This is a genomic window from Streptacidiphilus jiangxiensis, from assembly GCF_900109465.1.
GTDB classification, from domain to species: Bacteria; Actinomycetota; Actinomycetes; order Streptomycetales; family Streptomycetaceae; genus Streptacidiphilus; species Streptacidiphilus jiangxiensis.
In genome coordinates this window covers 39,261-62,285 of the sequence record NZ_FOAZ01000010.1, presented here as the reverse complement: position 1 = coordinate 62,285, position 23,025 = coordinate 39,261, and the positions used below count along the sequence as shown (strand labels likewise).

Here is a 23,025-nt window from a genome sequence, read left to right as displayed (position 1 = left end):
AGAAGAACCGGCAGTCACGACGGCGGCCCCGCCCGCTCGTTCTCCCCTGTGCGCCCCCGCCCGCCCACGTCCACGCTGGTCCCCGTGCATCGACCCCGCTGGGAGGAGCCCCGCGCATGACCACGGTTCAGGAACCCGAGTACCTCGTCGTCCGCAACGACGAGGACCAGTACTCCATCTGGCGCGCCGACCGAGACCTGCCCGCCGGCTGGCACGCCGAGGGCACTCGCGGCCCACGCCAGTCCTGCCTCGACCACATCGACTCCACCTGGACGGACATGCGCCCCCTCTCCCTGCGGCAGCGCATGGAGGCTCCCGCCCCGGTCTGAGTCGCCCTTTCAGTGCCCTTCCCCGCTCCGCCCCGACGGCGGAGCGGGGTCGTCCGTATCCCGGTCGCCAGGCCGAAGCCGGCGGACTGCATGATGGCGCCGTGAACAAGAACCACGAGGACGAGGCCGCCCCCGGCTGGGACGCCATCGACGCCGCCCTGGCCCGGCTGTATCCCGGCCAGGACCCGCGCCACGTCGGCTACACGCCTTCGCCCGAGCTGGGCGGTACGGGCCTGAACGGCTGCTCCGCCTACGCCGCCGACGGCCACTGGCACTACGTCTCCTACGGCCTCAGCGAGCTGTTCGAGCCCGGCCCGGAGGACGACCCGGAGTGGTCCGGCTGGGGCTTCGAGCTGACGCTGCGCGTGCGCCGCGGGGACGAGACGCAGGCCCCCGGCTGGCCGTTCGCGATCCTGCAGCGGCTGGCCACGCACGTGAACACCCGGCGGGTGCTGCTGGAGCCGGGCCACCGGATCGACATGGGGCGGCCGGCCACCGGGCACCCCGACCTGCCCGACGCGCCGCCGACGGGCCTGACGGTCTACGCGCTGCTCGAGGATCCCCAGCTGGGCACCATCGGCACTCCCCATGGCCGGGTGGTGTTCCTGCAGGTCGTCGGCGTCTCCGCCGCGGAGAAGGAGGAGATGCTCCAGGCCGGCACCGAGACCGTCCTCGCGCGCCTCGCCGCGGCCGACCCGTTGCTCGTCACGGACCCCGCCCGGGTGGTCTGACCGCCCGGAGGAACTGGCGGGTCAGGGGCGGGCGTCGCAGTGCGTGGACGGTCCGTTCGCGAGGAAGGGGTGGGGATCCGTGCGACACGGCAGGCCGACCGAGGCGGAGCTGAGGCGGAGTTTCGTGTCCGTCCTCGGCGACGTGCTGAACGGGCGCGGTGTGCACTCCTGCTCCGGGCTGGACGACGACACGGAGACAGCGCTGTGGGCGATCGCCGAGGCCCACCCGGACGTCTCCCTGGAGCTCGTCGACGCCGCCCGGGCGGCCTTCGCCGGGCAGCTCGACGGCAGCAACGCCGCCCGGTGGGGGGAGGACCTGGAGCGCTGGTTCGAGGAGCGCGAGGAGCGTCGACAGCCCGGGGGCTGAGCGCGGACGGAATGTCAGCAGGTCCTTGTACCATGCAGAATGGACGGTGTGGCCCCCCGTGGTCCACCGCGTGCTTCGGGGGGAGCGGACGGTGGCGGCAGCGGGGCGCCAGGAGTCGGGCGAGCGGCCGACGCTCCTCCTGAGCCGCGCCGCGCGGGCGCTCGTCGCGGGACGGTACGCGCAGGCCGTGGGGCTGCTGCGGGTGCTGGAGACCAGGGCCGAGGGCGTGCCGCCCGAGTTCCGGCCCGCCTACGCCGCCGCCCGCGGTCACCTCGCCGCCCGCGCGGGGGACTGGGAACAGAGCGTCACCTGGTACCGCGAGGCCTTGGAGGCCGACACGGCCGCGCTGCTGCTCCCCATCCCGCCGACGGGCGTCTCCTGCCGCGTCGGCGGCTGCGCCGGGCGGGTGCGGCTGCGCTGCGGCCAGTGCCACCGGCCCTGCTGCGCCGAGCACGGCGTGATCCGCCGTGACGGCTTGGTCGGCGCCGACGGCCCCGGGCGCTGCGACGACTGCCTGTGGACGGGGCTCGGCAATCTCGCCCGCGCGGCCGTGGTCCTCGGCGGCAGCGCCGCCGCCGAGCAGGTCATCGACCGGTGGGCGCGGCTCGCCGACTGCGAGGAGGCGCGGCTGCTGAGCGACGTGCTGCGCGGCCTGGTCGTCGACCCGGACGAGTTGCCCGAGGAGGGCCTCGGGGTGTTCCGGGCGATGCTGCTGCGCAGGATCGCCGCCGAGGTCGAGCACGGCGACGCCCAGGCGTGGGCCGACGACGACCTGGTTCGGCGCCGGCCCCAGCGCCCGTCCCCCGCCACGCGGGTGTTCGCGCTGGTCGACGGCGTCGACGGGTTCGCCGACGTGCTCGCCGAGATGCGGCTGCGCGCCGCCCGCGCGGCGGCCGACGCCGGCCGCCCGTTCGTCGCGGCGTCCCTGTGGGAGGCCGCCTGGGCCGTGACCCCCGACGACGCGGTGCTGGCGCACGCCGTCGGCCTGGCCTCGCTCGCCAGGGCGCCGCACGAACGGAACACCCACCTCGCCCGCGAGTCCGCCGGCAAGGCCGTCGGCTGCCTGTGCGCCGCGCTGGCCGGCGACGCCTACTGGGACGCCCTTGCCCGCGTCACCGGCCGCACGCTCACCGCCACCGAACGCGACCAGGCCCGCTCCGCCTTCGCGGAGGAGATCCTCACCCGGCTGCGCGCGCTGGACGCGCTGATCCGTCCGCCCGCCTACCAGCGTCTCGAACTCGCTTGGGAGGTCGAGCAGTCCGCGGTCCGACGGCTCACCGCGCTGGCCGCGGGGACCGAGACCGCCGGCCGGCGGGAGCCCGGCCACGCGCTGCTCGGTGGCCCCGAGTTCCTCGACGCGATGCTGGACCTGCTCCACCCCGGCCCGCTGCCCGGGGGCTGGCACGAGGCGGCGCCCCGGCTGCTGGTCCGCTGGAGCACGCCGAACGTCGACCGGGTCCGGGCCCGCCTGCACCGCTCCGCCGAGTTCCAGGCGGTCGTCGAGCTCTATGACCGCTACGGCCCGCACGTGCATCTGCTTCGCGAGCGGCGCTTCAACGACGCCGTCGAGTCCGTCGAGAGCCACGCCGTGGCCTCTCCCGTGGCCCTCGCCGCGGGCGACCACCGGCAGGAGCTGCACCGGCTGCTCGCGGCGGCGCTCGTCGGCCGGGCCGGGCAGCGGCTGGAGGCCCGCGACTGGCAGGGCGCCTTCGAGGACTTCGAGCAGGCGGCCGCCTGCGGTGCCCGACTGGCGAAACACCGGACGGGCGTCGAGCAGGCCGCCCGCCAATGGGGGTTGCTGCGCCACCGCGCCGACCGGTCCTCCTGGAAGTCCTATGTGAGCGTGCTGCAACGCGCCGCGCGCCTGCTGCCCGACAGCCCGGAGCTGGTCGCCGACCTGGCCGCCGCCCTCGCCCGCGTGCCCTCGGGCGCGGTGCTGCCCACGCCCGTGCCGCCCCCCGTGCCCGGCGATCCGGACTGGCGCCCGCGCACCGCCCCCGCCGCCGACGGCGACGCGGAGGAGGACCCCGAGGCCGGACCACCCGCCGAACCGGCCTCGCCCTACCGGGTCCTGGGCGTGGACCTCGGCGCCGACGGCTCGGCCGTGCAGGCCGCCTACGTACGCGGCCTGAAGGCCGCAGGTCGGGATCCCGAGCGCAAGAGGCGGCTCTCCGCCGCGCGCAGCGTGCTCGCCAACGCCGAACGGCGGTGCCTGGCCGACCTGTTCGAGCCGCTGGCCGGCCACGCGGCGCTCACCGGGCCCGGTGAGCGAGGCCTGGTGCTGCGCGCCCGCGAGCTCGTCGACCAACACGTCGGCGCGTTGCACGCGTTGGTACCAGGCTTGGCGGAACTGCTGCCCCAGGCCCCGACGTCCACGCCCACGTCCCGCGTAGAGGAACCGGAGCACCGATGAACCGTCCGCCCGAAGCCTCCGCCGACGCCTCCGCCGACGCCGAGGACGCGGAGTTCCTGCGCCGCCGCTGCGCGGCGCTGGAGACGCGGCTGCAACGTCAGCAGAGCGAGCAGGCCCGGCGGGCCCGTGGTCTGCTCCTGGGCCTCCTGGACGTCGACGACGCCCTCCTGCGCACCCGCGCCTGGCTCGACCGGGCCGCGACCCCGGGCGCGCCCCAGCCCGACCGCACGGCGCTGCGGCAGCTCTGCGACCAACTGGAGTCGATCGACGAACTGCTGCGGCTCCGCCTGCGCGACGCCGACGTCCGCCCCCTGGAACTCCTCGGCTCCGGCGCGGGCGCGGAGGTCGCCGACGTCGTCGCCGTCCGGCCGACCTCGGACGCCGCCCCCGGCACCGTCCTCGAGGAACGCCGCAGCGGCTTCCTCCTCGGCCCGGACATGCTCCGCCGCGCGGAGGTCGTCATCGCGGTCCCCCCGGAACCCGATCCCGAGCCCGATCCCGTCCGGTCGCAGGCCGCCCCTGCGGGCGACCCGGCGGCGCCCCCGGCGGAGGAGGCGGCCGGCGTCGTGGCGGACGGTCCGGGAGCCGGGTCCGACGTGGCGCCCGATCCCGCCTGGTCGTACCTCGCTGCTGCGGGTGACCCGGCGGAGCCGGATGGGGCGGGAGGGGTCTCGGTGCCCGCGCCACGGGCAGGCCGCCGCGGGGCCACGCCATCACTGCCGTCACCGCGCGCGCCGCGTGCTGCCGGGCTGCCGCGCCACCGTGGGCGGGCGCGGTGGGGCGTCGAGGCGCGGCGGAGACGGCTGCGCTGAGCAAGGCTCCGCCCGTTCGTCGTCCATCCCTGCCATCCGCCCGCTCGACCCCGTGAGGAACACGAACCGTGCACCGGACACTCGGCATCGACCTGGGTACCACCAACTCCGTCGCCGCCTGGATGAGCCACGGCAGCGCCGAGGTCATCCTCAACCGGGACGGCGAGGCCGCCACGCCGTCCGTCGTGGCGCTCGACGGCGACGGGAGTCTGCTCGTCGGGGCGGCGGCCCTCGGCCGCAGGGCCGTCGGGCAGGACGTCGTATGGGCCGTCAAACGGCTGATGGGAAGGCAGTTCGAGGATCCTGAGGTGCGGCGGGCCGTCGAGCACCTGGGGGCCGGGGGATACGCGGTCAGCGGGGCCGCCGACGGCGGAGTCCTGGTGCGGCTGGGCGGGCGGGACTACACGCCGACCCAGATCTCCGCGATGATCCTGCGCCGGATCAAGCGTGATGCCGAGGCCCGTACCGGGGAGCGCTTCGACCGGGCCGTGATCACCGTGCCCGCGTACTTCCACGAGCCGCAGATCGCCGCGACCCGCGACGCGGGGCAGCTGGCCGGTTTCCACGTCGCGCGCGTCCTGCCGGAGCCGACGGCCGCGGCGCTCGCCCACGGCTACACCGCGGGCACCGACGACGCGCCGACGATCGTCGTCTACGACCTCGGCGGCGGCACCTTCGACGTCTCCGTGCTGACGCTGGTCACCGAGCTCACCGACAACCTCGCGCTCGGCGGCGACCGACTGCTCGGCGGCGAGGACTTCGACCACCTGCTGGCCGGGCACCTGGAGCAGGAGCTGCGCGCCGGGCACCCCGACTACGAGCCGCTCCCGGGCGACGCCCGGCTGCTGCGGGTCCACGCCGAGCAGCTCAAGATCCGGCTCTCCCGGGCGGGCAGCGCGGAGCTGGTGCTGCCCGCGTTCGGCGCGGGGGCGGTCAACTTCCACACCACCGTGGGGCGCGAGGTCCTGGAGAAGCTGATCGAGCCGCAGGTCGGAGCGACCGTCGGGGAGGTCACGGCGACGCTGCGGAACGCCTCCCTGCTGCCCGAGGACATCGACCACGTGCTGCTCGTCGGCGGATCCAGCTCCGTGCCGCTGGTGCGGGAGCGGCTCGGCGCCGTCTTCGGCGCGGCGAAGCTGCGGACCGACATCGACCCGATGCTCTGCGTCGCGCAGGGCGCGGCCGTCCAGGCGGCCCTGCTGGGCGAGTTGGAGTGCCCGCACTGCCTGACCACGTGCCCGCCGGAGGCGAGCGACTGTGCGGGTTGCGGGGCGCGACTGGTCGGTCGGCCGACGGTGGACTGCCCGACCTGCCACGTCCCCGCGGACGCGAGCCGCGACACCTGCCCGGTCTGCGACGGCGCCCTGCCCGACGCGGAGCCGGAGGACGGGGTCCCGGCCCGGGACGCCGCCGCCGGCCCGGACACCCAGAACTGCCCGAACTGCCACCTGCCGGTGCTCGTCGGCAGCGAGCTCTGCCCCGCCTGCGGCACCGCGCTGCCCGGACCGGCCACGCCCGTCACGGCGGACGGTGCGGGCGGGGGCGCGGACGGCCTGCGCTGCGCCTCCTGCGACGAGACCAACCCGGCCGGTGTCACGGCCTGCCGCTTCTGCGACGAGCCGTTCCCCGTCGCGGACCCGCAGAACGTGACGGCCCACCCGCTCGGCCTGCGGCTCAAGGACGGCCGGATGTCCGTCCTGGTGGAGAAGGGCACGCCCTACCCGTTCGAGCCGGTGCTGCGCACCTACACGCTCAACGCCAGCACCGGCGACACCCTGGAACTGGCCTTCTACGAGGGCGAGTTCCGCCACGCCGAACGCAACCAGCCGTTCGGTGCCGTGCACTGCGGTCTGCCGTCCGGCATCAGCGGGACGCGTCGGCTGACCGTCTCGGTCGAGCTCTCCGCCGACCGGCTGGTCGTCGTCCGCGCCAGCCTGGAGGGCGAGCAGTTCGTCGTGCAGCACTTCCGCCGCAGCGTCGTGCCGCCGCGCATCCGCGCCCGGGCCGGCGAGGTCAAGCGGGACCTGGCGCACTTCGTGGAGCGGTGGCACCGCGAGCTCACGGAGGCGGAGTTGGACCTGCACCAGGCCACCTTGGGCAAGCTCGACCGGCTGCTCGCGGGGGAGGGCATCCAGGACTCCCTGGACACCTTCCTGGACGACGCCGACCGGCAGCGCCGCCACCAGTCCTTCGTCCGGGACCAGGCCGCCGACGCCTCCCTGTACCGGCACCACCTGGCCGCGCTGATGGCTCCGGAAGCGCGCGAGCGCCTCGGCGCGCTCTACGACGACCTGCGCCGCGCTCGCGACGTCGCCGACCTGGACCGCGCGTACCGCATCGCCGAGCACATCCGCGACGAGGCCGCCGCCCTCGGTGCGGACCTGCGCCGCGTCGTCTACGCCTGTGCCTTCGCCGACCAGGACCGGCTGCAGCCGCGCCTGCGCCGTGACATCGAGGATGCCAAGCGGGACCTCGACGCGGCCCACGCGGCGGCCGACGACCACCGGCGCCGACAGGCCCTGGACCGGTTCCTGGTACTCCAGCCGGAGCTCGACACGCAGCTCGACGCGCACCGCGTCCGGCCGCCCCGCCTCGTCCGCCCGGAGGAGCAGCGCTCGGAGGGGTAGTGCTCGAAGCAGTGGCGCTGGGCTACTCGACCGCGCCCGCCGAGGGCGTCGCGGGTGCGTGAACGCCGTCGAGGAGGGTGGCCAACAGGGGGTCGGTCAGGCGGTAGCGGACGATGCGGCCGTCCTTCTCCGCCGCGGCCGAGCCGGAGACGCGGAGCAGTCGCAGGATCTGCGAGACGGCGGTGTCGCTGATGCCGGTCGCGGTCGCCAGGTCGGTGACCGCGATCGGGCCCGCGTGGTGCAGGGCGAGCAGCACGGTGAGCCGGTGCGGCTCGCTCAGCAGGGAGAACCGTTCGGCCCATGCGTCCAGGGCATCGGGGCCGCCGACGCCCTCGATGCCCTCGATGGCCGCGCAGACGGTGTGGTCGTCGATGGCCTTGCGGTGGGCGCGGTCGGCGGGAAGGAGATGCATGCGGGCCATTTCACCCGGCCGCGGGGGTGATCTGCAACACCTCTCGACACCTGCGCATGTGTGCAGGCTTGTGAGCTTTCGTCACCGCTTCTAGGGTGGTGGTGCCGTGGTGTTCGGGAAGACCGGTTCAAGTCCGGAGCGGCCCTCGCCACTGTGATCGGGAAGTCCTCGCACCGTTCCCGTGACCCGTCAGGGTCCGGGGGTCACTGGGCGCAGCCAGCGCCTGGGAAGGCCACGTGCGTGGACGCTTCACCCGTCAGCCAGGAGACCGGCCACGGCACGCACGAGAACCGTCCACGAGGTGCTGGAAGGCTGGCCCTGGAATGACCCTGCCCGAAAACTCTGCCCCCACTGCCGTGCTGCCCGGCGCGATACCGGCGACGCCGGTCCTGCGCTGGGAGAGAAGAGACTGGTGGCGCACCGGCGGACTGCTCGCCGTGATCGTGGCCATGCACGTGATCGGCTTCGGGATCCTGGCGTTCATGGTGGTGCCGCACCACTACAAGGTCGGCACCCAGGTGTTCGGCCTCGGGCTCGGGGTGACCGCGTACACCCTCGGCATGCGGCATGCCTTCGACGCCGACCACATCGCCGCGATCGACAACACCACCCGCAAGCTCATGGCGGACGGCAAGCGCCCGATCTCGGTGGGCTTCTGGTTCGCCCTCGGCCACTCCAGCATCGTGATCCTGCTGGCGGCGGGCATCGCGGGCGGCATCCGGATGGCCACCAACCTGACCAACGACAACTCCAGTGCCCGTCAGAACCTGGGCACGGTCAGCACCTTGGCCTCGGGCAGCTTCCTCTACCTGATCGCCGCGCTCAACCTGGTGGCGCTGGTGGGGATCTGGAAGGTCTTCAAGGCGATGCGCGCCGGCCAGTTCGACGAACACGAACTGGAGAAGCACCTGGACAACCGCGGCTTCATGAACCGCATCCTGGGCCGGCTCACCAGGTCCATCTCCCGGCCGGGCCAGATGTACCCGATCGGCGTGCTCTTCGGCATCGGCTTCGACACCGCGACCGAGGTGACGCTGATGGTGATGGCCGGGTCGGGCGCCGCCGCCGGACTGCCCTGGTACGCGATCGTCTGCCTGCCGCTGCTGTTTGCCTCGGGCATGAGCCTGTTCGACACCCTCGACGGCACGTTCATGAACTTCGCCTACCACTGGGCGTTCTCCAACCCGGTGCGGAAGGTCTACTACAACCTCACCATCACCGGGCTGTCGATCGCCGTGGCGTTCCTGATCGGGACGATCGAGCTGGTCGGCATCCTGCACGACCAGCTCGACCTGACCGACCCGGTCACCGGGTGGATCTCCGGTGTGGACCTCAACAACGTCGGCTTCGTCATCGTCGGGCTCTTCGTGGTGGTCTGGGCCTGCGCGCTCGGCTACTGGCGCCTGGCGAAGGTCGAGCACCGCTGGAAGCGCTCCGGGGACGAGGCCGTCAGCCCGTGACGTCCGCGAGATAGGCCTCGGTCGCCGCCGGGTTCATCAGCCAGTGGAAGAAGTCCCGCGGGTCGTCGAAGCCGTTGACGAAGCGGTGGGCGACCACCGGGCTCTGGGCGGCGGCGCCGAGGATCTGCAGCACGTGCGGCGGCGGCGGGGCGAGCAGCGCGTTGGTCCACGCCGTCACGTACTGGGCGTAGTCCCAGTACCGCGCGAAGGTCTGCTCCATGAAGGCGCGGTCGAAGGGCCGGTTGCCGTGCTCCAGGATGCTTGCGAGATAGGACGCCGCGCACTTGCTCGCGTTGTTGGAACCCTGGCCGGTGATGGGGTCGTTCAGGACCACCACGTCGGCCAGGCCCAGCACCGGGGCGCCGGACGGCAGTACGCCCGCGGGCTTGCGCACGACCGGCGCGAACCGGCCGGCCAGCACGCCGCCGGCGTCCGTCAGCGCGACGTCGGCGCAGCGCTCGGCCTCCCAGGGGAAGAACTCGCGCAGCAGCTCCACGGACCTGGCCAGGTGCTGCTCGGGCGTCGTCACCTCCGACCAGCAGTCCATCGGGCCGCCGGGGACGCCCTCGAAGACCATGATGTCGCAGGGGCCACTGGTGGTCAGCGCCGGGAAGGCGAAGTACTCGCCCACGCCCGGGACGATGTTGAAGGTCACCGCGGTGTGGTCCGGTCGCGGCGCCATGCCGGTCACGTAGGTGAGGGCGAGGGCCCGCTGCGGCTGGTCGTACGGGGAGCGGGTGGAGTCGCGGGCGAAGACGTCGGTGATCTTGCCCTTGCCCGCGGCGACGATCACGAGGTCGCTGGTGCGGGCGTAGTCCTCCAGGTCCTCGGCGGTGGCGTCGCGCAGCACCACCGTGCCACCGCGGCGCTCGAACTCCTCCAGCCAGGCGGGGATCTTGACCCGCTGGTCGACCGAGCGCGCGGGCGCGTCCAGCCGCGACGACCAGGCCAGCGCCCGCCCGCCCGCGCCGTCCGCGACGCTGACCGCGAGGCCCTCGACCGCCGGGCACTCGGCGTCCCAGAAGTCCAGGCCGAGAACCCGCTCGTGGGCGAGGGCGGTGCCGAACATGCACTGGCTCGACAGGACGCGACCCTCGCGTATCTCCTGGCCGGTGCGGTCCGAGACGATGGTCACGTCGTAGCCGTGGCCGAGCAGGCCGAGGCCGAGCTGCAGGCCGGACTGGCCCGCACCGACGATGGTGATCTTGCGCATGGATCGCTGTCCTTGCTGCCGGGGATGGCGGTCGAGCCGAGGATAGTCGGGGCCGGCGGCTCCGTCGGGACACTCCGCTGATCTTGGGTCAGCGACTCTCCGTGCCGCGGCGCGAGACCGTTCGGTGTCCCGGCCGGGACGGGGCTGTGACGCGGCGGGAGCAACCCCCGGCGGGCCTGGCTCGTCCAACGAGGCATGAAGAGATACTCCGCTTCCGGACTCCTCGCGGCCACGGCCCTCTGCCTCACCCTGTCCGCCTGCACCAGCACCGGCAGCACGGCCGGCGGGCCGTCCACCGGAGGCTCCGCTTCCAGCGCGTCCGCGACGGGAGGCGGCTCCACCTCCGGCGCCTCCGGCTCCACGGGCGCGACGGGCTCCACGGGTGGCACCGGCTCGACCGGCTCGACGGGTTCCGGCACCTCCGGCGGTTCCGGCGGTTCCACCGCCGCGGCCGGGCCCGCGGCCTGCACCGGTTCGCAGATCACCGTCGGCGTCGGCCCGAACGAGGGCGCCGCCGGCCACATCGCGGTCGCCTTCCTGTTCACCAACTACACCGACAAGCCCTGCACCCTCTACGGCTACCCCGGTGTGGCGATGCTGGACTCCGGCGACCACCAGGTGCTCCAGGCCACCCGTACGCTGCGCGGCATGATGGGCGGCGAGGCGCCCGGCGCGACGTCCCCCTCCACCGTCGTCGTCCCCGCCCACGGCCACGTCTCCGCCCGTCTGGAGTGGAGCGACGTCCCGCAGGGCGGCCTGAGCCAGTGCCCCACCTATGCCGGCGTCCTGGTCACCCCGCCCGGCACCCGCACCTCGACGCGCATCGTCTCCTTCCAACCCATCGCCTGCACCGTCCAGATCCACCCCGTCGTCCCGGGTGACAACGGCGACGTGCAGTGACGTCCACCCCACTCGCAGCCGCCGTCAGCGGCGCTCCGGGTGGGGCACCGGAGCCGGCACGGGGGCCGGCTCCCCGGGGAGGGCGTGCGGCAGTCGGCGCACCGCCCGGGAGGTGAGCGGGAGCAGGATGAACCCCATGGACGCCAGCCCCGCCACGGTGGTCACGGCCTGGGGCCCGAACGCGGCCGCGACCGGGCCCACGGCCAACTGGCCCACGGGAATGGCCAGGTAGGAGAAGAGGTCGTCGTAGGCCGAGACCCTGGAGAGCAGCCCCTTGGGCACATGCTCCTGCAGGGTGGTGTCCCAGCCGATCGACGAGAGGGTGAACCCGAGGCCCCCGAGGAAGCCGGCGGCCAGCAGCCACGGCACGGGCAGGCCGGCACCCAGAGCCATCAGCGGCAGCGCGGACAGCACCCCGACGAGCTGTCCCGTCATCAGCAAGCGGCGCACGGTGAACCGGTACAGCAGGCTGCTCATCAGCAGCATGCCCGCGCCGCGCACGCTCAGCAGCAGCCCCCAGGTCGCCGCGGACCCCTCCCGGGCGCTCAGCTCCGGGCCGAGGATCTGCCAGGTGCCGGTCATCACCAGATTGACGCCGCAGAAGGCCAGCGTCACGCGCCACAGCCACGGCGTGCCGCGGAACGCGTCCCACCCCTCCCGCAGCTCGCGCGCGAGACGTCGCCGCGCACCACGCTCCGGTGCGGGCCCCGAGCTCGACGGCAGCCGGGCCAGGCAGACGGCGGCCAGCAGGTAGCTGAGCGCGTCCAGCGCGATCGCCACGCCACCGCCGGTCGCCACCACCAGCACACCCGACAGCCCCGGCCCGAACACCTTGCTGCCGTTGCGCACGGTTCCCAGCAGAGCGTTCGCGCGCTGCAACTGGTCGGTGTCCACGAGCTCCGGCACGAGGCCGCGCAGCGCGGGGGTGGTGAACGCGCTCAGCAGTCCGTTCAGGAACTCCAGCGCGGCGACGGCGCCGAGGCCGTAGTGCCCGCTCAGCAGCAGCGTGGCCACCGCGCCCTGGGTCAGCGCCGCGCCCAGGTTGGACACCAGCAGCACGACCCGCCGCGGTAGGCGATCGGCGACGGCGCCACCGATCAGCAGGAACCCGAGCAGCGGCAGCATGCGTGCGGCGAGCACCACACCGAGGTCGCCCGCATGGTGCGAGGCGTCCAGCACGGCGAAGGCGAGGGCGACGGGCGCCATCGAACTGCCGAGCAACGAGACGGTCTGCCCGACGAAGAACCAACGAAAGCCGTGCCGCCGCAGCGGCGAGGCGGAGAGTCCAGTACCCACCGACCGCACCCTGCCGGGCAGGGCGGTACGGGCACTAATGTTTCGCGTGCTGCCGAAAGCAATCGGGCAGCCCCAGCCTTCGGCCGGGGGTGCCCCCAGACGGCGGACGGCCCTGTCCGCTCGGGATCTCGACGATCCGGGCGGCCTGTCGCGTAGTCCCCCCGCACCCCCTGAAAGGCCCGCGATGGTGCTGCTGAGGCTGGACTCGCTCGCGCTCGCGCGGTCGCGCTTCGCGCTCTCGCCCGCCGCCGAGACGTTCGGGGCGCTGAAGGCGCTGTCGCGCCCCTGCCTGGACCCGTGGCTGGCCGACTGGCACGCCCGGCACCACGGCGCGCTCCGCGCGCTGCTCGCCGCCGATCCGTTCGCGGAGGGGCTGGTACGGCTGATGAGCTCCACCAAGTACCTGCCCGACCACGTCACCCTCCCGCCCACCGGTGGCATGCGGACCCGCCTCGACGACGAGCTCGCGCAGATGCGGGCCGTCCCGGACGACGAGGTCGCCGCGAGCCTGAAGCTGGCCCTGGAGGCCAGCTGGGAGGAGCACGACCTCGACGCGTGGCTCACCGGCCGGAACTTCGCCGCCCGGACCGCGGACCTCTACCGTCGTACCTGGGACGCCCACCTCGCCGCGGACTGGCCCCGACGCCGCACGCTGCTCGAACGGGACGTCACCTACCGGGCCGGCCTGCTGGCGGCCTACGGCTGGTCCCGTGCCCTGGAGCGGATGGCCCGGCGCACGGCCTGGATCGGCGCCGACGCCATTCGCTTCAGCGACCGACCCGGCCCGGACCGCGTCGTCGGGCCGGAGGGCATGCTCTTCGTCCCTTACACGGGCAGCCGCGGCAGTTGGCTCTGCGAGGCCGAGGACCGCCCGTACGCGCTGGTCTATCCCGCGCGCGGGAGCGGCGCGCAGTCGACGGCCGCAGCGGACGGGCGCGAACGCGCCCTCGCCCGCCTCCTCGGTGCCGGCCGCGCCACGATCCTGCGCGCACTGGCCCGACCGGCGACGAGCAGCGAGCTCGCCGCCGAACTCGACCTCTCGCTCGGCACCGTGGGCGGCCATCTCGCGATCCTGCGGGAGGCCGAACTCGTGGTCGGCGCGCGCGTGGGCCGCCGCGTGGTCTACCGTCGCACCGAGGCGGGCGAGGTGCTCGCCACGGGGAGCACGGGGGTGCGCCATGACGACGGGGACGTCGCGAACGACCACGGGGACCGGCAGAACGGCGGCGGGAACGCCTGAGCCGACCCGTGCGGACGGCGCGGACCAGGCAGAGGACGCGGGCCAGGCGGGGTGCGCGGACGCGGCAGAGCGTGCGGACCAGGCAGCGCGCGCGGACCGGGTGCGCGGCTGCCTGCTCGGCGGAGCGCTGGGAGACGCGCTCGGCTGGCCGGTGGAGTTCCAGCGACTGGAGCGCATCCTCGACCGCCACGGCCCGGAGGGCGTGCGCTCGCTGGCATTCGCCCCCGGCGGACTCGCTGAGGTCACCGACGACACGCAGATGACGCTCTTCACGGCGGAGGGCCTGCTCCAGGCCGGCGAGGCGACCTCTGCGGCGGTTCTGCCCGCGGTTCACGCGGCCTACCGCCGCTGGTTGCGCACGCAGTGCGAGGCGGTGCCGCAGCCGGACGCGACCGGCCTGCTCGCCGAGGCCTGGCTCTACGCCTCCCGCGCGCCCGGCAACGCCTGCCTCTCGGGCCTCGAGGCCCACGTGACGCCCCCGGCCGCTCTCCCGGTCGCGCTCGGGCGACGTGGTCCGGTGAATCCGGACTCCAAGGGCTGCGGCACGGTGATGCGCTCCGCGCCGTTCGGCCTGCTCGGGCTCGGCCCGGACCGCGCGTTCAGGCTCGCGGCCGACTGCGCCCAGCTGACGCACGGTCACCCCACCGGCGCGCTCGCCGCCGGCGCGTTCGCCGCACTGGTCGACCGCCTCGTCGGGGGAGCGGAACCGCGGGCCGCGGTCGTGGCGACCATCGCGCAGACGGCGGGGTTGCCCGGCGCGGAGGAGACGGTGGCCGACCTGGAACGCGCGGTCCGCATCGCGGACGAGGGCGTGCCGGACTTCGACGCGGTGGAGCGCGTGGGCCTCGGCTGGATCGCCGAGGAGTGCCTGGCCATCGGTGTCCACGGCCTCCTCGCCGCCGCCGAGACCGGCCCGCGCCGGGCACTGACCCTTTCGGTCACCCACTCCGGCGACAGCGACTCCACCGGCTCCGTCTGCGGCAACCTCCTCGGCGCGGCGTACGGCGCGGCGGCGCTCCCCCAGGACTGGCTGGACCAGATCGAGGGTACGGAGACGCTCCTCCGCATCGCAGACCTGCTGGTTGCAACTTCCTCGCGCCCCTGAAGGTCAGCTCGGTACCGGCACGCCGGGGTGCTCGAGTTGCCAGGCCAGGCGGGCGAGCGCCTGCATCTGGTGGAGCATCGGCGTGGGCGCGCTCGCGTCCAGGTGCCGGTACTGCAGGCCGACCGTGATCGACAGGCGTTCCGGCAGGTGCAGCGCCGGGTGGTGGTTCTCCGCGGCGATCCGGTGGGCCGCCTCCGGCGCGGGGACGCCCGCCGCGTGGAGGGTGTGGACGCGGTCGCGCAGGTGGCAGAGGTAGTCGCGGTGCGCGAGTACGCCCGTGCGGTCCAGGACGGGGCCGTGGCCGGGCACGATCACCGTGGCGCCGGTGGCCAGGACGCGGTCACAACCGTCGATCACGTTCTCCAGCGGGCCGGCCCAGTGCACGGGGTGGTCGCCGGCCTCGTCCTCGGTCGCCGCGAAGACGATGTCGCCGCTGAAGCAGACCTGCTGGCGTGGCAGGTAGGCGATGAGGTCGCCGGTGGTGTGGGCGGGCGGCAGCTGCGTCAGCTGGACCGGGATCTCGCCGACGGCTATCTCCACCTCGCCGGAGAAGGTGAGCGCGGGCTGCGGCAGTTGCGTCTCGGGCCAGCGGTAGCGGCCGAAGTGGCGGCTCAGGTACCAGCCGACGAGCGTGTCCGGATCGGCGTCGTGGACGAGCCGGTGCAGGTCGCAGGGGTCCGGTTCGTGGGCGATGTGCGCGGCCGCCGCGCCGGTGTAGACGACGCGGGCGTCCGGCACCGCCTCCCAGCCCCACAGGTGATCGCCGTTGCCGTGGGTGACGAGCAGCCAGTCGATGGCGGTGCCCTCGGCCAGCAGCGGTCGGGACAGGGCCAGGAACTGGTCCGCGAGCGTGCGGTCGTACGGGGTGTCGATCCAGGCCGCGCTGGAACTGGAGGTCAGCAGGCCGCAGTTGGCGAGCCCCCAGCCCACGCCGGGGAGCGGGCGCCAGACGTGCACGCCGTCCGCGACCGGGCGCAGCTCGCCCCGTACCGGTGCGTGCGGTGTACGGGTGGCCGGAACGGTACGGGTGATGGCTTGATCAGTGCGGTCCGCGTTCATGGTCGTTGATTGTCCGATGAACGAGCCGCCGACGCTAATGGGGTCCACCGGGCGGCCAGGGTGGCTCCGCCGCGCGTCTCACCTGGCTGTCCCGTGACGGTCTCACCTGCGTCCGACGTGTGTCCCGCGCGGTCCCGGCGCGGGTCGCGCGCGACACTGGACCGGAGGGGGAAAGCCGAAACGGGAAGGGGCCGTACACGATGCCGCCGACGATGCCGGAGTCCGCGCAGCCGACCTGGCTCACGCTCGACGAGGTCGAGGCCGTGGCCCGCGCCGCGCACGCCGCGCAGGTCGACAAGGTGGGGCGCCCGTACGCCGAGCACCTGGCGGCCGTCGCCCTGGGCACGGCCCAGCACGGCGGCGACGAGGCGCAGGTCGCCGCGGCGTGGCTGCACGACGCCGTCGAGGACGACGTGCTGACGGCCGAGTGGCTCGCGGCGGCGGCGCTGCCCCAGCGCACCAAGGACATCGTGCTGGCGATGACCCGGCGTGAGGGCGAAGGCCTGCCCGACTACACGGCGCGGATCCTGGCGACGCCCGGCGCGAGCACGGTCAAGGACGCGGACCTGGCGAGCAATGCGGCGCCCGAGCGTCTGGCGCTGCTCCCGGACGCGGCGCTGCGGGCCCGCCTGACCGCCAAGTACGACCAGATGCGCCGCCTGCTCCACCCCGAGACCGTGGTGGCTCCGGCGGCGGGCGCGGGCGGGGAAGGCGACCCGACGGACGAGGCTCTGCTGGCCGGCCTCGACCGCGGGGCGGCGGCGTGGGGGCGCCTCACCGATTTCGCCTCCGGCTGGGCGGTCCAGCCGGGCGATGCGGAGTGGGACGGGCGCCACCCCGTCTACGGCCCGCGGGTCCACGCCGTCACCGAGGCGCTCTCGGCGATCGGAGCCGTCACGCCGGCGTACCACTGGAACGCCTTCGGCCTCCCGCACCTCCAGCCGGACGGCACCCTCACCCCGGCGGACGCCGTCCGCACGGCGACGGCCCTGGTCCGCGGCGAACGCTTCACCGCAGGCACCCTCCTCGCCGCCTGGAAGAACGGCCGCCTGAGCGCCACCGCCCGCGCGCTCGGCCTCTGGTACGAGACCGGCGAAGGCTAGGGCAGGCCCTCGGCTCCCGGGACAGCGCCCCCGGACTGGGCCTCCGGGACAGAGCCCCGGGACTGGGCCCCGGGACTGGGCCTCCAGGACAGGGCCCGGCCCTGCACCGGCCGGCGCGGCGTACGCGTGGCAAGGCCCGGCGTGGTGTGCGGAGCGGTCCGTCAGTCGTGGTCGTACACGGTGACGGCCACGCCCCGGTCCGTCAGGGCGTGCCGGACCAGCGGCTCGACCCGCTCCCACCGGCCGCCGGCAAGCCCGCACCCGATGCGGGGCATGTGCACGGACGCGCCCAACGCCAACACCTGTGGGGCGAGCGTCGTCAGCGCCTGCTCGATCGCCTCGTAGCGCACTGGCACGCCCTTGCTGCCTGTGCGGATGCCGCGCTGGCCGATCAGGTTGGCGACCCAGAGCGGCGTCTCGGCCCGACCGACCGGTACGAGCTGGACGGCGCCCAGCCCGAAGTCGTTCCGTGCCCGCTCGCGGTGCCACCTGCGGTACGCCGCCTCCGGCTCGGGCCAGCGTCGGGAGAGGGCCACCACGAAGCCCTTGCCCCAGCCGCCCAGGTCGTTGCAGACGTGCGCGATCACCTTGGGACCCTTGCCCTGCGGCGCCGTCGCGTCGCCGCGCAGGTAGCGGATCCCCTCGTCCCCCTCGCTGCCCCCACTCACGGATCCGACGCTAGCCGACCCCACTGACAATCGGCCCCACCGCTGCCGGCGGAGCGGCACTACTCCGCCGGAGCGGCCAACTCCTCCGCGAGGGAGCGTTGGAAGGCCGTGACCAGGGCCTGGATCACCAGGGGCTCGATGTGGGAGCTCAGCTCCTTCATGCGTTCGAGGCCGGCCTCGTCCGGGTCCGAGGCAAGAAAGGGTCGCCAGACCGTGTCGCGGAAGAGGCGGTGCAGGTCGTGCGCGGTGGCGCGGCTGTGGAGGCGGACCACCGCGCGGGCGGCGACCAGGGTCTCCAGCGGGATCGGTACGTCCAGGATGCGCAGTCCGAGGGGGAGCAGGCCCGGGTCGACGGGGAAGGAGCCGGCCTCCGGCTCGTCGCCGTGGGCGGGTTCGGGGCGGCGGATGGCACCCATCGCGGCCAGGCGGTCCAGGTCCGCGTCGTCCAGCGGCCGGCCGGCCCGGCGTTCCAGCTGGTCGCGGCTGATCCGCTCGGCGGTCTCCGGCTGCCAGGAGGCGACCAGGGCGCGGTGCACGGCCAGGTCCAGGGAGCCGACGTCGTCGGGCAGCTCGGCGAGGTAGCGCTCGATCGCCGCGAGGGTGAGGCCCTGCCGCTGCAGCTCCTCGATCAGCTCCAGCCGACCCAGGTGCTCGGGGCCGTAGCGGCCGACCCGGCGCGGGCCCAGCTCCGGCGGCGGGAGCAGCCCCTTGGCGGCGTAGAAGCGCAGCGTGCGGACCGTGATCCCGGCCCGCGCCGCCAACTCGTCCACCGTCAACCACGCCTCGACCGTCAACCGCGCCTCCCCGCGCCCCGCCGCCATGGCCGTTCCCGGCCGGCCCAGTGGGCTCAACAGTATCGCTGTCACACCCTCGGGAATGGCGGCGAGTGGCGAGATGTTGTGGAGCATGGTTGAATTTTCAACAACAACCATGAGAGGCGAGTGAGCACGATGCAGTTCGGGATCTTCACCGTCGGTGACGTCACGCCCGACCCCACCACCGGCCGCACCCCGAGCGAGCGCGAGCGGATCAAGGCCATGGTCGCGATCGCGCAGAAGGCGGAGGAGGTCGGTCTGGACGTCTTCGCGACCGGCGAGCACCACAACCCGCCGTTCGTGCCCTCCTCCCCGACGACCATGCTGGGCTGGATCGCGGCGAGGACCGAGCGCATCGTCCTGTCCACCTCGACGACGCTGATCACCACCAACGACCCGGTGAAGATCGCCGAGGACTTCGCGATGCTCCAGCACCTGGCCGACGGCCGGGTCGACGTGATGCTCGGCCGTGGTAACACCGGCCCGGTGTACCCGTGGTTCGGCAAGGACATCCGCGACGGCATCTCGCTGGCCGTGGAGAACTACGCCCTGCTGCGCCGCCTCTGGCGCGAGGACGTCGTCGACTGGGAGGGCCGGTTCCGCACCCCGCTGCAGTCCTTCACCTCGACGCCGCGTCCGCTGGACGGCGTGCCGCCGTTCGTCTGGCACGGCTCGATCCGGTCGCCCGAGATCGCCGAGCAGGCCGCCTACTACGGCGACGGCTTCTTCCACAACAACATCTTCTGGCCCAAGGACCACACCGAGCGGATGATCGACCTCTACCGCACCCGCTACGCCCACTACGGCCACGGCACCCCCGAGCAGGCGATCGTCGGGCTCGGCGGCCAGGTCTTCATGCGCCGCAACTCCCAGGAAGCGGTGCGCGAGTTCCGCCCCTACTTCGACAACGCGCCCGTCTACGGTCACGGCCCCTCGCTGGAGGAGTTCAGCGCGCAGACGCCGCTCACCGTCGGCTCGCCCGAGCAGGTCGTCGAGAAGACCCTGAGCTTCCGCGAGTACGCCGGCGACTACCAACGCCAGCTCTTCCTGGTCGACCACGCCGGTCTGCCGCTGAAGACGGTGCTGGAGCAGATCGACCTGCTCGGCGAGGAGGTCGTGCCGGTGCTGCGCCGCGAGTTCGCCAAGAACCGCCCGGCGGACGTCCCGGACGCGCCCACCCACGCCTCGCTGGTCGCCGCGGCCGCCGCCGACACCGACACCGACGCCGTCAAGGCCTGAACAGGGCCCGAACCAAGGCCCGAAGGAGAACCCCGTGGAATCCGTCACCCTGGCCGTCGTCTCGGCCGGACTGAGCCAGCCGTCCTCGACCCGTCTGCTCGCCGACCGCCTCAGTGAGGCGGTCCGGGCGCGGCTGGCCGAGGCGGGCCGCGAGGTCCGCGTCGCGCACGTCGAGCTGCGCGAGCTCGCCCACCCCATCGCCGACAACCTGGTCACCGGGTTCCCCGGAGCGGCGCTGCGGGAGGCGATCGAGACGGTGACCGGCGCCGACGCGGTGATCGCGGTGACGCCGATCTTCTCCGCCTCCTACAGCGGCCTGTTCAAGTCCTTCTTCGACGTGCTGGAGCAGGGCGCGCTCGCGGGCAGGCCCGCGCTGCTCGGTGCGACCGGCGGCACCGCGCGCCACTCGCTGGCCCTGGACCACGCCCTGCGCCCGCTCTTCGCCTACCTGCGCGCGGCCGTCGTGCCCACGGCGGTCTTCGCCGCCTCCGAGGACTGGGCCTCGGCCGAGCAGAACGGCCTCGGACAGCACATCGACCGTGCGGCCGACGAGCTCGCCGCCGTGCTGCTGCGGCAACCCGCCCGCGCCCGGCGCCGGGACGCCTTCGCGGACGTGGTGCCGTTCGAGCAGCAGTTGGCGGCGCTGCGGGTGCCGTGAGGCGCGCGGCGCCGCGTCCGTCAGCGTGACGGCAGGGCGTACACGTGGTTGTCGTGCGCGACGTAGAGCATCGTGCCGTCCGTCGCGCACCACCAGTCGGCGTCCTGGGCGCCGGCGTCGGTGAACGTCCACAGCACGTGCCCGTTGGTGCGGTCCAGGGCGGCGATGGCGTCGCCGCCCGTGGCCGTCGCGACCGTGCAGAACACGGTGTCCTGCACGACCACCAGCGGGCTGGAGTCGAGGCTGAGTTGGACCGACGAGGTCCACAGCTGGCTGCCGGTGTGCGCGTCGAGGGCGAGCACCGTGCCCAGGCCGAGCGTGCAGTACAGGACGCCGTCCTTGTAGCCGAGGTTGCCGTAGCCCAGCGTGCCCTGTTGCGGCGCCGTCATCACGGTGTCGCCCTTGGCCAGGCCGTAGCCGACGATCTTGTTGCCGGGCAGGTAGAGCGTGTCCTGCGCGAGCAGCGGCATCTCCGGGTTCGGGAAGCCCTTCAGGCCGTAGTCCTGCGACCACAGTTGGGCACCGGAGACGGCGTCCCTGACCACCACGTTGTTGTTGTCGTTCGTGTAGACGAGGTACTTGTCGGTCGCGAAGCCCAGCACGTCCTGACCGGCGCCCGGCTGGACGTTGCGCTTCTGCTCCCACAGCAGTTTGCGGGTGTGCAGGTCGACGGCGAGGGCGAGCTCCTCCGTGGTGCCCATGATGTTCACGTTCCCGCTCGCGTCCAGCGGGTACTTCGTCGCGTCGATGAAGGCGGCCTGGTCGTTGACGCCGAGCAGGTTGTGCAGCTGGTACTGCTTCGGCGATCCGACGGACCACTTCTGCCCGCCACTGGACGGGTCGTAGCCCGCGATGGTGTCCGGGGAGTTGCTCGGCAGCGTCACCACGAAGCCGCCGCCGAATCCGAACGGCGGCTGCTGGAGGGAAGGCTGCAGGGTCGGGCCGGTCCACTGCTTGGCACCCGAGCGCGGGTCCAGCGCGACCAGGCTCTCGTCGGTGACCAGCAGGCTGTGGCCGAGCAGCACCGGCGGGCAGTCCACCTTCTGGTTGGCCTGGTAGGTCCAGACCGGCGTCGGCGCGACGCCCGGCGGACGGCTCGGCTGGGGAGCGGGGCTCCCGGAGCCGTGAGCCTGGTCGTTGCTGTTCGGCTTCGGCTTGGGGGAGTTCCCGTTCGACAGCGCGAGCGCGGCACCACCACCGGCAGCCACGACGGCCGCGGCGCCGAGCGCGCCGTACAGCACCTTGCGCCGCGACGGCTCGGCCGCTGCGGTCGGCGCCGGGACGGGCGTGGCCCCGCCACCGGCGGCACCGCCGTTCCCGGTGCCGCTGCCACCGAGGACGACGGTGCCGTTCTCCACGCCGGACCCACCTGTTGCGCCCGTCGCGCCGAGGATCACGGTGCCGCCCTCCTGGGCGCCCGTGCCCGCAGCGGCGCGCGGGTCCTGGCCCGCCACGACCGGTGCCGGGGTCTCCAACTCCATGACGCGTGCCGCGTGCTGGGCGATGCCGGAGGCCACCTGGCCCGGCAGCCAGCCGCCCCGCAGCAGGGCGGCGGCGCCGTCCGGGGCCAGGAGTTGCAGCAGTTGCTGCGGCGTCGGGCGCGACGCCGGGTCCTTCATCAGGCAGGCGCCGATGGCCTCGCGCAGCGAGCTCGGCACGCGCTCGAGGTCGGGCTCCTCGTGGACGACGCGGTAGAGCAGCGACGCCGCGGACTCCTGCCCGAACGGCCCGTGGCCCGTCGCGGCGAAGGCGAGCACGGAGCCGAGGGAGAACACGTCCCCCTCAGGTCCGACCTTCTTGCCGGAGGCCTGCTCCGGCGACATGAAGCCCGGCGAGCCGACGACCACGCCGGTGCTGGTCAACGCGGCGCCCGCGCCGTCCAACGCCCGGGCGATGCCGAAGTCGATGACGCGCGGCCCGTCCGCCGCCAGCAGCACGTTGGACGGCTTCAGATCCCGGTGGATCAGCCCCGCGCCGTGGATCGAGGCGAGGGCCTCGGCGAGGACCGCACCCAGCGCCCGCACGCTCTCCTCGGGCAGCGGCCCGTGCTCGACGACGGCCTCCGTCAGCGACGGGCCCAGCACGTACGCCGTGGCCAACCACGGCGTCGCCGAGTCGCGGTCCGCGTCGACGACCGGCGCGGTGTACGCGGCATCAACGGCCTGCGCGGCGGCGACCTCGCGCCGGAACCGGTCGCGGAAGTCGGGATTGTCGGCGAGGTCGGCGCGCACAACCTTCACGGCGACCGTCCGGCCGCCGGCGCTGCGCGCGAGGTAGACCCGTCCCATCCCGCCGGCCCCGAGGCGCGCGACGAGTCGGTACGGGCCGATGACTGCTGGATCGTCAGCTTCGAGCGGCTGCATGCGGATCCCCCGGAGAGTTCAGCGGCTACGTCGGCGCAGAGTCTAGGCCGATCGGCGCCGCCTCCGCCGCCGGGGGACGCCGCGCGGCCACGGCCTCCCAGCGAAACGGGAACGCGGCCGCCCCACGCGGCGTCACGCCTGCGGCGCCCAGGGCGCGTGACTGGTCAGCCGTGCCCGTCCGCCGTGCGGGGGTCGGAGCCGCTGTCGGAGGCCGG

General features: G+C 74.0%; 20 protein-coding genes, 1 pseudogene and 1 riboswitch. Of the genes and pseudogenes, 14 read left to right on the top strand and 7 right to left on the bottom strand.

Annotated features, from left to right (window positions below):
• Positions 1–116 precede the first annotated feature (116 nt).
• From BMY61_RS20105 to BMY61_RS20080, 6 genes are all read left to right on the top strand, one after another.
• On the top strand, positions 117–329 hold the full coding sequence (locus tag BMY61_RS20105) for an MbtH family protein (RefSeq protein WP_042450222.1): 213 nt from the start codon (positions 117–119) through the stop codon (positions 327–329).
• 101 nt (positions 330–430) lie between these two features.
• A complete protein-coding gene (locus BMY61_RS20100; protein ID WP_042450220.1) occupies positions 431–1,060 on the top strand; it encodes a suppressor of fused domain protein in 630 nt (209 codons plus the stop codon).
• A gap of 124 nt (positions 1,061–1,184) precedes the next feature.
• Complete coding sequence (locus BMY61_RS20095) at positions 1,185–1,427, top strand: hypothetical protein (protein WP_174514509.1); 243 nt, start codon at positions 1,185–1,187, stop codon at positions 1,425–1,427.
• 91 nt (positions 1,428–1,518) lie between these two features.
• Entirely contained in the window at positions 1,519–3,840 is a 2,322-nt protein-coding gene (locus tag BMY61_RS20090) for an ATP-binding protein (protein ID WP_042450218.1), read from the top strand.
• A complete protein-coding gene (gene grpE, locus BMY61_RS20085) occupies positions 3,837–4,652 on the top strand; it encodes a co-chaperone GrpE (RefSeq protein ID WP_042450216.1) in 816 nt (271 codons plus the stop codon). The genes BMY61_RS20090 and grpE overlap by 4 nt, the downstream gene beginning before the upstream one ends.
• 68 nt (positions 4,653–4,720) lie before the next feature.
• Positions 4,721–7,279: an Hsp70 family protein gene (locus BMY61_RS20080; protein WP_052438856.1), complete on the top strand. Its 2,559-nt coding sequence runs from the start codon at positions 4,721–4,723 to the stop codon at positions 7,277–7,279.
• A gap of 22 nt (positions 7,280–7,301) precedes the next feature.
• Here BMY61_RS20080 and BMY61_RS20075 read toward each other — a convergent pair whose 3' ends face one another.
• On the bottom strand, positions 7,302–7,691 hold the full coding sequence (locus BMY61_RS20075; RefSeq protein ID WP_042450335.1) for an ArsR/SmtB family transcription factor: 390 nt from the start codon (positions 7,689–7,691) through the stop codon (positions 7,302–7,304).
• Between the two features lie 90 nt (positions 7,692–7,781).
• Positions 7,782–7,982, top strand: a riboswitch (cobalamin riboswitch).
• A gap of 32 nt (positions 7,983–8,014) precedes the next feature.
• Between BMY61_RS20075 and nicT the strand changes: the two genes are divergently transcribed.
• Positions 8,015–9,151 carry a Nickel transporter NicT gene (gene nicT / locus BMY61_RS20070; RefSeq protein WP_042450214.1) on the top strand — a complete coding sequence of 379 codons (1,137 nt, stop codon included), beginning with the start codon at positions 8,015–8,017 and terminating at the stop codon, positions 9,149–9,151.
• Here nicT and BMY61_RS20065 read toward each other — a convergent pair.
• Positions 9,141–10,364 (bottom strand): styrene monooxygenase/indole monooxygenase family protein, encoded by a 1,224-nt coding sequence (locus BMY61_RS20065; protein ID WP_042450211.1) that lies wholly within the window; start codon positions 10,362–10,364, stop codon positions 9,141–9,143. The two genes, nicT and BMY61_RS20065, sit on opposite strands and share 11 nt — an antisense overlap.
• 195 nt (positions 10,365–10,559) lie before the next feature.
• Between BMY61_RS20065 and BMY61_RS20060 the strand changes: the two genes are divergently transcribed.
• The gene (locus BMY61_RS20060; RefSeq protein WP_042450209.1) at positions 10,560–11,264 is read left to right on the top strand and encodes a DUF4232 domain-containing protein; all 705 of its coding nucleotides are present in this window, start codon (positions 10,560–10,562) and stop codon (positions 11,262–11,264) included.
• Positions 11,265–11,288: 24 nt separating this feature from the next.
• Here BMY61_RS20060 and BMY61_RS20055 read toward each other — a convergent pair whose 3' ends face one another.
• A complete protein-coding gene (locus tag BMY61_RS20055; RefSeq protein WP_052438855.1) occupies positions 11,289–12,560 on the bottom strand; it encodes an MFS transporter in 1,272 nt (423 codons plus the stop codon).
• A gap of 184 nt (positions 12,561–12,744) precedes the next feature.
• On the opposite strand from BMY61_RS20055, the gene BMY61_RS20050 reads away from it, so the two are divergent.
• Together BMY61_RS20050 and BMY61_RS20045 are read left to right on the top strand one after the other, a co-directional pair.
• On the top strand, positions 12,745–13,800 hold the full coding sequence (locus BMY61_RS20050) for a helix-turn-helix domain-containing protein (RefSeq protein ID WP_063773282.1): 1,056 nt from the start codon (positions 12,745–12,747) through the stop codon (positions 13,798–13,800).
• Positions 13,739–14,905, top strand: coding sequence for an ADP-ribosylglycohydrolase family protein (locus BMY61_RS20045; protein WP_082015139.1), 1,167 nt, complete (start codon positions 13,739–13,741; stop codon positions 14,903–14,905). The genes BMY61_RS20050 and BMY61_RS20045 overlap by 62 nt, the downstream gene beginning before the upstream one ends.
• Before the next feature lie 3 nt (positions 14,906–14,908).
• On the opposite strand, the gene BMY61_RS20040 is transcribed toward BMY61_RS20045, so the two are convergent.
• Positions 14,909–15,964 carry an MBL fold metallo-hydrolase gene (locus BMY61_RS20040; RefSeq protein WP_082015138.1) on the bottom strand — a complete coding sequence of 352 codons (1,056 nt, stop codon included), beginning with the start codon at positions 15,962–15,964 and terminating at the stop codon, positions 14,909–14,911.
• 212 nt (positions 15,965–16,176) lie between these two features.
• On the opposite strand from BMY61_RS20040, the pseudogene BMY61_RS47755 reads away from it, so the two are divergent.
• Together BMY61_RS47755 and BMY61_RS47750 are read left to right on the top strand one after the other, a co-directional pair.
• A pseudogene (locus BMY61_RS47755) lies at positions 16,177–16,629 on the top strand (HD domain-containing protein); the annotation flags it as partial.
• Positions 16,615–17,067, top strand: a complete 453-nt coding sequence (locus BMY61_RS47750) for a DUF6508 domain-containing protein (protein WP_236656089.1) — start codon at positions 16,615–16,617, stop codon at positions 17,065–17,067. The pseudogene BMY61_RS47755 and the gene BMY61_RS47750, both read left to right, overlap by 15 nt.
• A gap of 161 nt (positions 17,068–17,228) precedes the next feature.
• Here the strand turns inward: BMY61_RS47750 and BMY61_RS20030 are convergent, their stop codons facing one another.
• Together BMY61_RS20030 and BMY61_RS20025 are read right to left on the bottom strand one after the other, a co-directional pair.
• Positions 17,229–17,735, bottom strand: coding sequence for a macro domain-containing protein (locus BMY61_RS20030; protein ID WP_042450204.1), 507 nt, complete (start codon positions 17,733–17,735; stop codon positions 17,229–17,231).
• 59 nt (positions 17,736–17,794) lie between these two features.
• Positions 17,795–18,556 carry a MerR family transcriptional regulator gene (locus BMY61_RS20025; RefSeq protein WP_042450202.1) on the bottom strand — a complete coding sequence of 254 codons (762 nt, stop codon included), beginning with the start codon at positions 18,554–18,556 and terminating at the stop codon, positions 17,795–17,797.
• Positions 18,557–18,685: 129 nt separating this feature from the next.
• Here BMY61_RS20025 and BMY61_RS20020 point away from each other — a divergent pair, with 129 nt between their 5' ends.
• Together BMY61_RS20020 and BMY61_RS20015 are read left to right on the top strand one after the other, a co-directional pair.
• Positions 18,686–19,789 carry an LLM class flavin-dependent oxidoreductase gene (locus BMY61_RS20020; RefSeq protein ID WP_042450325.1) on the top strand — a complete coding sequence of 368 codons (1,104 nt, stop codon included), beginning with the start codon at positions 18,686–18,688 and terminating at the stop codon, positions 19,787–19,789.
• A gap of 34 nt (positions 19,790–19,823) precedes the next feature.
• Complete coding sequence (locus BMY61_RS20015; RefSeq protein WP_042450200.1) at positions 19,824–20,447, top strand: FMN reductase; 624 nt, start codon at positions 19,824–19,826, stop codon at positions 20,445–20,447.
• 20 nt (positions 20,448–20,467) lie between these two features.
• Here the strand turns inward: BMY61_RS20015 and BMY61_RS20010 are convergent, their stop codons facing one another.
• Positions 20,468–22,810, bottom strand: a complete 2,343-nt coding sequence (locus BMY61_RS20010; RefSeq protein WP_042450198.1) for a protein kinase domain-containing protein — start codon at positions 22,808–22,810, stop codon at positions 20,468–20,470.
• Positions 22,811–23,025: the final 215 nt, after the last annotated feature.

Coding starts and splice junctions, on each gene's coding strand:
- BMY61_RS20105 (WP_042450222.1), top strand. CDS start 117: ATGACCACGGTTCAGGAACCCGAGTACCTCGTCGTCCGCAACGACGAG.
- grpE (WP_042450216.1), top strand. CDS start 3,837: ATGAACCGTCCGCCCGAAGCCTCCGCCGACGCCTCCGCCGACGCCGAG.
- BMY61_RS20075 (WP_042450335.1), bottom strand. CDS start 7,691: ATGCATCTCCTTCCCGCCGACCGCGCCCACCGCAAGGCCATCGACGAC.
- nicT (WP_042450214.1), top strand. CDS start 8,015: ATGACCCTGCCCGAAAACTCTGCCCCCACTGCCGTGCTGCCCGGCGCG.
- BMY61_RS20065 (WP_042450211.1), bottom strand. CDS start 10,364: ATGCGCAAGATCACCATCGTCGGTGCGGGCCAGTCCGGCCTGCAGCTC.
- BMY61_RS20060 (WP_042450209.1), top strand. CDS start 10,560: ATGAAGAGATACTCCGCTTCCGGACTCCTCGCGGCCACGGCCCTCTGC.
- BMY61_RS20050 (WP_063773282.1), top strand. CDS start 12,745: ATGGTGCTGCTGAGGCTGGACTCGCTCGCGCTCGCGCGGTCGCGCTTC.
- BMY61_RS20045 (WP_082015139.1), top strand. CDS start 13,739: ATGACGACGGGGACGTCGCGAACGACCACGGGGACCGGCAGAACGGCG.
- BMY61_RS20040 (WP_082015138.1), bottom strand. CDS start 15,964: ATGAACGCGGACCGCACTGATCAAGCCATCACCCGTACCGTTCCGGCC.
- BMY61_RS47750 (WP_236656089.1), top strand. CDS start 16,615: ATGCGCCGCCTGCTCCACCCCGAGACCGTGGTGGCTCCGGCGGCGGGC.
- BMY61_RS20025 (WP_042450202.1), bottom strand. CDS start 18,556: ATGGCGGCGGGGCGCGGGGAGGCGCGGTTGACGGTCGAGGCGTGGTTG.
- BMY61_RS20020 (WP_042450325.1), top strand. CDS start 18,686: ATGCAGTTCGGGATCTTCACCGTCGGTGACGTCACGCCCGACCCCACC.
- BMY61_RS20010 (WP_042450198.1), bottom strand. CDS start 22,810: ATGCAGCCGCTCGAAGCTGACGATCCAGCAGTCATCGGCCCGTACCGA.